Source organism: Citrobacter sp. Cf072 (assembly GCF_030334485.1).
Taxonomy (GTDB): domain Bacteria; phylum Pseudomonadota; class Gammaproteobacteria; order Enterobacterales; family Enterobacteriaceae; genus Citrobacter; species Citrobacter freundii.
The window spans coordinates 1-303 of the sequence record NZ_JAOWDX010000008.1 but is presented as its reverse complement, the minus strand read 5'-3'; the positions used below and the strand labels follow the sequence as shown (position 1 = coordinate 303).

General features: G+C 57.4%; 1 protein-coding gene. It reads left to right on the top strand.

The annotated features are described in order from the left end of the window. On the top strand, positions 1–303 hold a 303-nt coding region (locus OGX66_RS00330), incomplete at both ends, for a contractile injection system protein, VgrG/Pvc8 family (protein ID WP_286510717.1).

Below are 303 nucleotides of genomic sequence, written 5' to 3'. Positions count from 1 at the left end.
GAAGCCACCACCGCATGCATCAGTGCGTTCCGCTACCGGGCGCAGATTCGCCCTTCCTCAGTTGAAAACCAGGATTACACCTTTAAAGTCCCCGGATGGCCCGGTTACTTCAGCCACCACGCCAAAAACCTCAACGGCCAGCGCACACAGTATGAAATCTTTGATTATCCGGGACGCTTCAAAGACGTACAGCATGGTCAGGACTTTGCCCGCTACCAGGCGGAGGGCCACCGGCAGGATGCTGAAACGGCAGCCTGCGTGAGCAACTCCCCGAAACTGTGGCCCGGCAAACGTTTTACCCTG